General features: G+C 72.6%; 10 protein-coding genes. 4 read left to right on the top strand and 6 right to left on the bottom strand.

Annotation, left to right across the window (positions count from 1 at the left end):
* The coding region (locus tag NH339_RS04980; RefSeq protein ID WP_253023136.1) for a hypothetical protein at positions 1-241 on the bottom strand (241 nt) is incomplete at its 3' end.
* A gap of 110 nt (positions 242-351) precedes the next feature.
* Between NH339_RS04980 and NH339_RS04975 the strand changes: the two genes are divergently transcribed.
* Positions 352-1,806 (top strand): NAD-dependent succinate-semialdehyde dehydrogenase, encoded by a 1,455-nt coding sequence (locus tag NH339_RS04975; protein WP_253023134.1) that lies wholly within the window; start codon positions 352-354, stop codon positions 1,804-1,806.
* A gap of 15 nt (positions 1,807-1,821) precedes the next feature.
* On the opposite strand, the gene NH339_RS04970 is transcribed toward NH339_RS04975, so the two are convergent.
* From NH339_RS04970 to NH339_RS04960, 3 genes are read right to left on the bottom strand one after another with little or no spacing between them, the layout of a single operon-like run.
* Positions 1,822-2,622 carry an alpha/beta fold hydrolase gene (locus tag NH339_RS04970; protein WP_253023132.1) on the bottom strand — a complete coding sequence of 267 codons (801 nt, stop codon included), beginning with the start codon at positions 2,620-2,622 and terminating at the stop codon, positions 1,822-1,824.
* Positions 2,623-2,675: 53 nt separating this feature from the next.
* Entirely contained in the window at positions 2,676-4,637 is a 1,962-nt protein-coding gene (locus NH339_RS04965) for an ABC transporter ATP-binding protein (RefSeq protein WP_253023130.1), read from the bottom strand.
* The gene (locus tag NH339_RS04960) at positions 4,637-4,939 is read right to left on the bottom strand and encodes a YbaY family lipoprotein (RefSeq protein ID WP_253023127.1); all 303 of its coding nucleotides are present in this window, start codon (positions 4,937-4,939) and stop codon (positions 4,637-4,639) included. Before NH339_RS04960 ends, NH339_RS04965 begins: the two co-directional genes overlap by 1 nt.
* A 73-nt stretch (positions 4,940-5,012) precedes the next feature.
* Here NH339_RS04960 and NH339_RS04955 point away from each other — a divergent pair, with 73 nt between their 5' ends.
* On the top strand, positions 5,013-5,990 hold the full coding sequence (locus NH339_RS04955) for an NAD-dependent epimerase/dehydratase family protein (RefSeq protein ID WP_253023125.1): 978 nt from the start codon (positions 5,013-5,015) through the stop codon (positions 5,988-5,990).
* Positions 5,991-5,994: 4 nt separating this feature from the next.
* Here NH339_RS04955 and NH339_RS04950 read toward each other — a convergent pair whose 3' ends face one another.
* Positions 5,995-6,831 carry an SDR family oxidoreductase gene (locus tag NH339_RS04950; protein WP_253023123.1) on the bottom strand — a complete coding sequence of 279 codons (837 nt, stop codon included), beginning with the start codon at positions 6,829-6,831 and terminating at the stop codon, positions 5,995-5,997.
* 67 nt (positions 6,832-6,898) lie between these two features.
* Positions 6,899-7,843, bottom strand: coding sequence for a TauD/TfdA family dioxygenase (locus NH339_RS04945; RefSeq protein ID WP_253023121.1), 945 nt, complete (start codon positions 7,841-7,843; stop codon positions 6,899-6,901).
* A 130-nt stretch (positions 7,844-7,973) separates the two neighbouring features.
* On the opposite strand from NH339_RS04945, the gene NH339_RS04940 reads away from it, so the two are divergent.
* Together NH339_RS04940 and NH339_RS04935 are read left to right on the top strand one after the other, a co-directional pair.
* A complete protein-coding gene (locus NH339_RS04940; protein ID WP_253023110.1) occupies positions 7,974-8,972 on the top strand; it encodes an LD-carboxypeptidase in 999 nt (332 codons plus the stop codon).
* 45 nt (positions 8,973-9,017) lie between these two features.
* Positions 9,018-9,242 (top strand): phosphopantetheine-binding protein, encoded by a 225-nt coding sequence (locus NH339_RS04935; protein WP_253023105.1) that lies wholly within the window; start codon positions 9,018-9,020, stop codon positions 9,240-9,242.
* Positions 9,243-9,253: the final 11 nt, after the last annotated feature.

The raw sequence follows: 9,253 nt of genomic DNA, 5'->3' as shown, positions 1-9,253 counted from the left end.
CCAGCTGGGACGCCTGTCTGCCGTCGAGGTGCAGCTGGTCACGTAGCCAGTTCTTCAGGCTCGAGCAGCCCTCGGTCTCGAAGTCGCGATGCTCGTCCACCTCCGCGACCAGCGCCACCTTCTCCGCATCGATCGCGTTCGAGAGTCCCTGCAGCAGCCGCAGCGCATCCGTGCTCGTCGGGAACGCGCGCAGCTCGGCAGCGACGGCCTCGAGCCGGTCGGCGAGCTGCGTGCTGGACATGGAACAAAGATATCGAACACCACAGCGAAACAACACCAACCAAAGCCATCATTGCAGGGAGTCGAAGGTCACCAGGTGCCGACTCGTCGCGTCCGTCGTAGCCTCGGGACATGACCGCCTCCGCACTGCCCGACGTCCCCACCCAGCTCTTCATCGGCGGCTCCTGGCGCGACGCGAGCGGCGGTGCGACCTTCGCGGTCGAGAACCCCGCGGACGGCTCGACGCTGGTGGAGGTCGCGAACGGGACCGTCGCGGACGGCAAGGCGGCCATCGACGCAGCCGTCGCCGCGCAGCCCGACTGGGCCAAGGTGCCGCCGCGCGACCGCGGCGAGATCCTGCGCTCGGCGTTCGAGACGGTCGTCGACCGTGCCGACGAGCTCGCCACGATCATGACGCTCGAGATGGGCAAGCCGCTCAGCGAGAGCCAGGCCGAGATCACCTACGGCGCCGAGTTCCTGCGCTGGTTCTCCGAGGAGGCCGTTCGCGTGTCGGGCCGCTACTCCGTCGCCCCGAACGGCGCCACACGTCTGCTCACCCTGAAGCAGCCCGTCGGACCGTGCCTCATGATCACGCCCTGGAACTTCCCGCTCGCGATGGGCACCCGCAAGATCGCGCCCGCCATCGCCGCCGGCTGCACGATGGTCGTGAAGCCCGCCGGACTCACCCCGCTCACCATGCTGTGGCTGGCGAAGGTGCTGGAGGAGTCGGGCGTACCCGAGGGCGTGCTCAACGTCGTCACGACGAAGAGCACGGGCGAGGTGATGGAGCCGATCATCCGCGACCCGCGGCTGCGCAAGCTCACCTTCACCGGCTCCACCGAGGTCGGGCGCTCCCTCGTCGAGCAGAGCGCTGAAGGCCTGCTGCGGGTGTCGATGGAGCTGGGTGGCAACGCGCCCTTCCTCGTCTTCGCCGACGCCGGCGTCGACGCGGCGGTCGAGGGCGCGATGCTCGCGAAGATGCGCAACATCGGTGAGGCGTGCACGGCCGCCAACCGGTTCATCGTCCACGCCGACGTCGCCGAGGAGTTCTCCTCCAAGCTCGCCGAGAAGATGGGCGCCCTGAAGATCGGCCCCGGCCTGGAGGACGGCGTGAAGGTCGGCCCGCTGGTGGAGGAGAAGCAGCGCGACAAGGTGGCCGAGCTCGTCGACGACGCCGTCGAGAAGGGCGCCACCGTGGTCACCGGAGGCGAGGTGCCTGAGGGTCCCGGCTGGTTCTACCCGCCGACCGTCCTCACCGACGTGCCGCTGTCGGCGAAGGTGTCCACCGAGGAGATCTTCGGCCCGGTCGCGCCGGTCTTCACGTTCACCGACGACGACGACGCGATCCGCATGGCGAACGACACCGAGTACGGCCTCGTCGCGTACGCCTTCACCACCGACTACGCCCGTGCGGTGAAGGTCTACGAGGGTCTCGAGACCGGGATGGTCGGGATGAACCAGGGCATCGTCTCGAACCCGGCCGCCCCCTTCGGCGGCGTCAAGGCCTCCGGCTTCGGTCGCGAGGGCGGCGCCGAGGGCATCGAGGAGTACCTCGAGACGAAGTACGTGGGCCTCGGCGGCCTCTGACCGCAGCTTGACCGCTCACGCCGCGTCGTGGTGCGCTGCGTGACGGTCGACGCGCGCGAGCCAGTCCCGGACGAGGGCGCCCGTGACACCGGGCTGCTCGAGGTGGACGTTGTGGCCCGCCGTGTCGAGGACCGCGTAGGTGCCGCGTGGGTAGTGGTCGCGCAGGGTGAGCGCGTCCTCGTAGCCGACCACGTCGTCCTGGCGTCCAAGGACGTGCAGGGTGGGTGCGGCGAAGGGCTCCGGGTGCGCCACCTCGGGGACCATGGGGAGGGCGTACGCCGACGCGATGCGCTCCATGGCGCCCGGGTCCGCGCCGCGCAGGCCGGGGAGGACGTACTCCTCGAACGACTCCAGCGAACGAGCGTCCTGCACGACGCTCACCGCCGCAAAGTCGTCGCGTGCGTCGCCGGCGCGCTCGAGGACCGCGTCGTCGCGGTGCAGGACCGTGCGTGGCGGGACGTCGCGTGCAGCGTGGTCCGGTTGGACCAGCCCGGCGACGGTGGCCAGACCGAGGACCCGGTCTCGACGCTCGTGCGCGAGCCACCGCGCGATCATCCCCCCGAAGGAGTTCCCGATCACGGCGAACGGCTCGGTGCCGAGATGCTCCTCGACCTCGGCCAGGACGCCCTCGGCCACGTCCTGCGCGCTCGAGGCGGCCGCGTCGTGCACGGCCTCCGCCCATGGCAGGTCGACGTACACGCGGCGCCAGGACACGTCGCTCACCATGGACTCGAGCGGGAGCATGATCCGGTGGTCCACCCCGAAGCCGTGCAGCACGACGAGGGGGCGACCCGTCCCTTCGACTCGAGCAATCACGCGACGACGGTAGCGCTGCCCTCCGACGGAAGCCGCCCGCCAGGGACGGCGGGTCACACGCTGACGTCGGCCCGACGCTCGTCGACGCGCCGCGGGCCCCGGCCCGACTGGAACTGCTCGACGTAGAGCCGGGCGTAGAGGCCGCCGGCGGCCAGCAGCTCGTCGTGCGTGCCCTGCTCGACGACCCGCCCGTCCTCGACGCCGAAGATCACGTCGGCGTCGTGGATGGTCGACAGGCGGTGGGCGATGGCGATGGTCGTGCGGTTGGCGCGGGCGCGTTCGAGCGCCTGCTGCACGAGCCGCTCGGTCTCCGTGTCGAGCGCCGACGTGGCCTCGTCGAGGATGAGGATGCGGGGGTCGGCGAGCAGCACGCGGGCGATCGCGAGCCGCTGCTTCTCGCCGCCGGACAGCCGGTACCCGCGCTCGCCGGTGACGGTCTCGTACCCGTCGGCGAAGCTGAGGATCCGGTCGTGGATGTTGGCGTCGCGGGCGGCCTGCTCGATCTCCTCGGCACTCGCGTCGGGTCGGGCGTAGGCGAGGTTGTCGCGGATGGTGCCGTGGAACAGGTACGGCTCCTGCGTGACCATGCCGACGGCGCCGGTGACAGTGTCGAGGGTCAGGTCGCGCACGTCGTGCCCGTCGATCAGCACGGCACCGCGCGTGACGTCGTAGAAGCGCGGCACGAGGTAGGTGGCGGTCGTCTTGCCCGACCCCGACGGCCCGACGATGGCCGCCAGCTGGCCCGGCTCGACGCGCAGCGACACGTCGCGCAGCGCCCAGGCGTCGTCGGACACGGGAGCGGCGACGCCGTCGGGCCGGTCGATGCGCACGGTCGAGTCGCCGAACCGGTCACCGGTGCGGCCCCCGCTGAGCGAGCGCGGCTCGGGGTAGCGGAACCAGACGCCGCGCATCTCGACCTCGCCGCGCACCGCAGGCAGGGTGACCGCGCCCGGCTTCTCGACCACGGCGGGCTGGAGGTCGAGGTACTCGAAGATGCGGCGGAACAGGGCGAGCGACGTCTGCACGTCGAGCGTCACGCGCATCAGCTGCAGCAGCGGCATCTGGAGGCGGGCCTGGAGGGTCGTGAACGCGACGAGCGTCCCGGCCGTGAGCGTGTCGGCCCCACCGGGCAGGCTGCCGGTGATCATCAGCCCGGCCAGCAGGTAGATGAGGGCCGGCGTGATCGCGAAGAACGTCTGGACCGTCGCGAAGAACGTGCGGCCGGTCATCGCCTGCGCCACCTGCAGACGCGCCTGCTCCCGGTTGGCCTCGCGGTAGCGCTCCGTCTCGGACTCGGCGCGGCCGAACACCTTCGAAAGCAGGATGCCCGAGACGCTCAGCGACTCCTCGGTGATCGCCGTCATCTCCGACAGCGACTCCTGCGTGCGGCGCGCGAGCTTCTGACGACGTCGGCCGACCCGCAGCTGGATGGCGATGAACGCGGGCATGAGCACGAGGGTCAGGACCGTCAGCTGCCACGACAGCAGCACCATCGAGACCACGGCCGCGACGACGGTGACCGTGTTCTGCAGGATCGTCGTCGCGGTGTCGGTGAGCACCGTCCGGACCCCGGCGACGTCGTTGGCGAGCCGCGACTGGATGGCACCGGTCTTCGTGGCCGTGAAGAACGCCAGCTCCATCGTCTGCAGGTGCGCGAACAGCTGGCTGCGCAAGTCGGCCATCGCGGAGTTCCCGATCGTGGCGGTGAGCCAGTTCTGCCCGACGGAGATCAGGGCGGTCACGACCGGGATGAGGCACATGAGACCGACGAGCCGCCCGAGCAGGCCGAGGTCGGCGGGGCTTCCGTCGGTGGGGAAGAGCGCCTGGTCGAACACGGCGCGGGTGAGGAACGGGATGACCGACGTCAGCGCCGCGCCGGCGACGACGGCGACGCAGACGAGCACCAGCTGCCGGCGGTAGGGGCGCAGCAGGGAGGCGATGCGTCCGAGCACGGGGCTGTCCGCGGCGGCGACCTCCTCCCGCGACAGGTGCGTGACCTGGGCACCCCGCGGCATCAGGCGTCGACTCGCGACAGCTGCAGCTCCTCGCGCACCGTGACCAGCTCGGGGGTGCCCCACACGCCGACGTCGGTGCGCAGCATCGCCCAGAGACGCAGCGTGTCGGCGTCGGGGACGAGCGCCGCGTCGACGGACAGCTCGAACGGCGTGGGGCCGTCGCCGGCGACGCTGGCGGAGGCGGCCAGCACCTCGCCGTCGGGCGAGACGAGCTTGACCGTGAGCACGCCGCCGTCGGGCAGCGCGACCTTCTCGCGGGTCGAGGCGGTCCCGGTGACGGAGAGGGTGCTGATGGAGGCCATGCCCTGAGCCTAGGCCGTCAGCCCTCGGTGAACACCTCTGGCGAGTCGGCGCCGGGGCTGCTCAGGTGGAGGCATGGGACGGTGGCTGGTGCTCGGTGGGACGGCATGGCTCGGCCGCGAGGTCGCGCGGAGCGCGCTGGAGCGGGGGCAGGACGTCACGTGCCTGGCGCGCGGCGAGAGCGGCGAGGTCGTCGACGGCTCGCACTGGGTGCGCGCCGACCGCGACGCTGCCGACGCCTACGACCAGGTGGCCGGCCCGTGGGACGCCGTCGTCGACGTCGCCCGCCAGCCGGGACACGTGCGGACCGCCCTGTCGGCGCTGGCTGCGACGAGCGCCCACTGGACGTTCGTCTCCACCGCCAACGTCTACACGGACCTGTCGGGACCGCTGCAGGAGGACGATCCGCTGCGCGAGCCGGTGACGACGGACGAGGTGGACGCCGAGCTGTACGGGGAGGGCAAGGTCGCGTGCGAGCAGGCGGTCCTCGAGCACGCTGCTCCGCTGGTGCTGCGGTCGGGCCTGCTGGCCGGCCCGGGCGACCCGTCCGACCGGTTCGGCTACTGGCCGGCCCGGTTCGCCCGGGCCGACACGGGCGACGTGCTGGTGCCCGACCCGCCGGGAGCGCGGTGCCAGGTGGCCGACGTGCGCGACGTCGCGACGTTCGTGGTGAATGCGGCCGAAGGTGGCGTCACGGGTGTCCTGAACGTCGCCGGAGAGGGCGTCGCGCTGGGGGAGGCGCTGCTCCGGGTCGCGCAGAGCGTCGGGTTCCCCGGACGGCTCGTGCCCGTCGGCCCGGATCGGCTGGAGGCGCTCGACGTGCGGCCGTGGTCGGGCGGGCGGTCGCTGCCGCTCTGGCTGCCTGACGACTACGGCGGCATGGTGCGGATCGACACCGCCCGGGCGGAGGCTGCCGGGCTGGTCCGACGGCCGCTCGAGGAGACGGCTGCCGACGTGCTCGCCGACGAGCGCGCACGAGGTCTGGACCGACCCCGCCTGGCGGGCCTGACGCGCGAGGAGGAGCTGGCGGTCCTGGCCGCCGCGACGGCGTGACGCGTCAGCGAGACGCGGTGAGGGCCTCGGCGAGCGAGAGGGCCGGCCGCCCCAGCAGGCGCGGGACGTCGTCGCTGACGGCGGCGAGCTCGCCGTCGCGGATCGCGGTGTAGGTGCTCACCCACGCGTCCACCTGCCAGTCGGGGGCGCCGTAGTGCGCGCGACTGGCGCGGGCCTCCTCGAGCGTCTCGTCGTGGAAGCGGTGCGGTCGGCCGGTGACCTGGGTCAGGACGGTGGCGATCTCCGCGAGCGTCAACGCCTCGGGCCCGGTGAGGTCGTAGGCGCGGTCCGCGTGGTCGTCGGGGTGGAGCAGCACCTCCGCGGCCACGGAGGCGACGTCGCGCTGCGAGACCGCCGCGACCCGTCCCTCGCCGGCGGGGCCGCGGATCACGCCGTCCTCGTCGGCGAAGTGCGGGAACACCTCCGCGTAGAAGCTGTCGCGCAGGAACGTCCACGCGAGTCCGGCGTCGAGCAGCAGGTCCTCGGTGGCGCCGTGGTCGCGGCCCAGCGTGAACGTGCTGTCGGCCGACGCGCCCACGAACGACGTGTAGACGACGTGACCGACCCCGGCCTCGACGGCAGCCTCGACGACGGAGCGGTGGTCGGCCATCCGGTCGGCACTCTCGTGCCCGGAGACGAAGAAGAGGGCGTCGACGCCGGCCAGCGCCTCCCCGAGCGCCGGCCCCTCGTCGTACGCGCACTGCCACACCGGCAGCCCCAGGTCGGGTGCGCGGCTCGGGTCGCGGACGAGCAGGCGGGCCTCGGCCCCGGCCTTGGCGAGGTGGCGGGCGACGAGCCCGCCGACGGTCCCGGTGGCGCCGGTGACGGCGATGGTGGTCATGCCCGGTGCAACGACACGAGCCCGGCCCGATGTTCCGCGCCGGGGACGGACGCAGGGCGACGGCACGTCACGCTCTCGTCCTCACGTTGACGCGCTTGAGCCAGCGGTCCGTCCCGTCGAAGCGCGGCGTGAACGAGCGCCGACCGTGCACCGCGACCGCGTTGTCGACGAAGGCGATGTCGCCGGGGGCGAGGGGGAGGTCCTGGAGGTTGGCGTCGAGGACCTCGACGAGGTCGTCGAGCGCGCGGGCCGCCTCCGGGTCGTCGGCGACGGCGTCGGTGAAGTCGCGGTCGACGCGGATCCTGCGTGCGTCGGACGGGTCGACCAGCCAGGTGCGCGCCAGGTCGTCCGGGTGGACGTCGTGGGCGTCGTCGGGCCGCAGCAGGAAACGTGGCTGCTGGAGCACCTCGACGACGTCCGCCGACAGCTGCGCGGGGTCGAGGAAGGACACCGTGGTGGCGCCGCCGGTCGCCGCGCGCAGGCAGAAGAGGCCGACGAAGTCCGCGCGCTGCTCGAAGTAGGCGTCCTCGGTGTGCCAGGCCAGCTCGGCGCGGCTCGACGAGCTCACGAGCGAGTCCTCCTGCCCCGGTGAGGGCACCACGTCGGTGACGACGCGACCGTCCTGCTGCGAGGCCCAGCCGAACGACTCGCCGAGGAGGTCGGCGACGAGCAGCAGCACGCACGCGTGGACGACGGAGCCCGCCGTCTGGGCCTCGCGCCAGTGCTGCGGCGTGGGCTCGAGACGCTCCGCGAGCAGCGGCGCACCGGAGACGACGCAGGCGTGGGGGAGGCGACGCTCGCGCACCTGCGCGACCTCGGCGACCAGCCGGGCCGGCAGCCGGCCTGCAGCCTCGCCGAGCAGGCGCGTCGGCAGGGGCGACTGCCCCCCGACGAAGGCGGGAGCCAGCTCGGTCGCGAGCATCGCGACCTGGTGTCGCTCCTGCTCCGACAGCTCGATCCGCTCGATGCTCGCGCGCTCCATCGTGGTGTGCTCGCGGACGTGGTCGTTCATGATCCCCCGATCGTCGTGGCGTCCCGGTGCGCACGCGGCGAGGAGGAGACGCCTCCGCGATCTAAGGTAGTCGAGTCCACTCCACACTCGGGGGCGTCAGGTGGGCGCGTCCTGGCAGAAGGGTCGCTCCGTGGTCGATGAGATCGTCCGACCGCCACGACCTCGTCGCGGCGACCTGGTCCGCGTGGTGAGCCCGTCGTTGCCGTCGCTGGCCTACTCCCGCGGTGTCGTGGACGTGCCCGTGGCGCGTCTGGCCGCCATGGGTCTGCGGTGCGACTTCGCGCCGAACGCGTTCGAGATCTCCGACGACGGCCGGTCGGCGGGGACGGCTGCCCAGCGCGCGGAGGACCTGCACGGCGCGTTCCTCGACCCGGACGTCAGCGTCGTGATGAGTGCCGTCGGCGGCCTGGCCAGCCACGAGCTGCTGCCCCACCTCGACGCCGACCTGCTGCGCAGCCACCCGACGGCGTTCGTCGGACGCAGCGACAACACCTTCCTCAACGCCTTCCTCTACTCACGGGCCGGGCTGACGTCGTTCACCGGCGCCTCCTTCGTGACGCAGTTCGGGGAGTCCGACGTCCCGCCGGAGACGTCGCGATCCGTCGAGGACGTGCTGCTGGGGTCGGGGCCGCTGCGGCTGGAGAGCTCACCCGTGCGCACGCAGAACTCCGTGCCGGCCAGCTACGCGGGTGAGGTCCACCGGTGGTCGGGGGGACGCGCCGGCACGGACGTCTGGCTGCAGCACGGCAGGAGTGCCGGTCGCCTGCTCGGCGCGGAGGCGGGCATCCTCGCCGACCTGCTCGAGGCGGGTCTGCTCGACGTGACCGGCTCGGTGCTCTGGCTCGACGTGGTCGACGACGGGCCCGAGTACGCCGAGGAGGTGCTGGACCGGTTGTGGCCGCTGCTGGAGGGCGTGCCGGTGGCGGCGCTGCTGGTGGCGGACAACCCCTCGCTCCCGTTCGAGGACTGGACCACGCAGATCGGCGCGCGGCTTCGGGAGGGTGGGCCGCGGGTGGACGGACCGGTCATGGTCGGTGGCGACCTGGGGCACTACCAGCCCGCGTGGCTGCTGCCGTACGGTGAGGTCGTCGTCGTGGACGCCGCTCGCGGCATCACGATCGACCGATGACGCACCAGGTCGCGGTGCGCGACGCTGGAGAGATCGGGGGCAGCGGTGGACACCGAGGTGCAGGAGACGGTCCTGACGGTCGTGCGTGACGTGCTCGGACGAGCCGACGTCGGCCTCGACGACGACTTCTTCGAGGCGGGAGGATCGTCGCTGCTCGTCGTGGAGGCGATCGGTCGCCTGCGTGAGCTCGGGGTCGCCGTCCCGGCGCGGGTGTTCGTGGAGAGCACGCGGCTGCTCGACGTCGCGGAGGCCGCGCGGCCGACGGCCTGAGCCGATGCCCC

The sequence above is a fragment of the Aeromicrobium sp. CnD17-E genome (assembly GCF_024124745.1).
Lineage (GTDB): Bacteria > Actinomycetota > Actinomycetes > Propionibacteriales > Nocardioidaceae > Aeromicrobium.
Note: the sequence above shows the minus strand (reverse complement) of the source record. Positions and strands in the feature narration are given on the sequence as shown.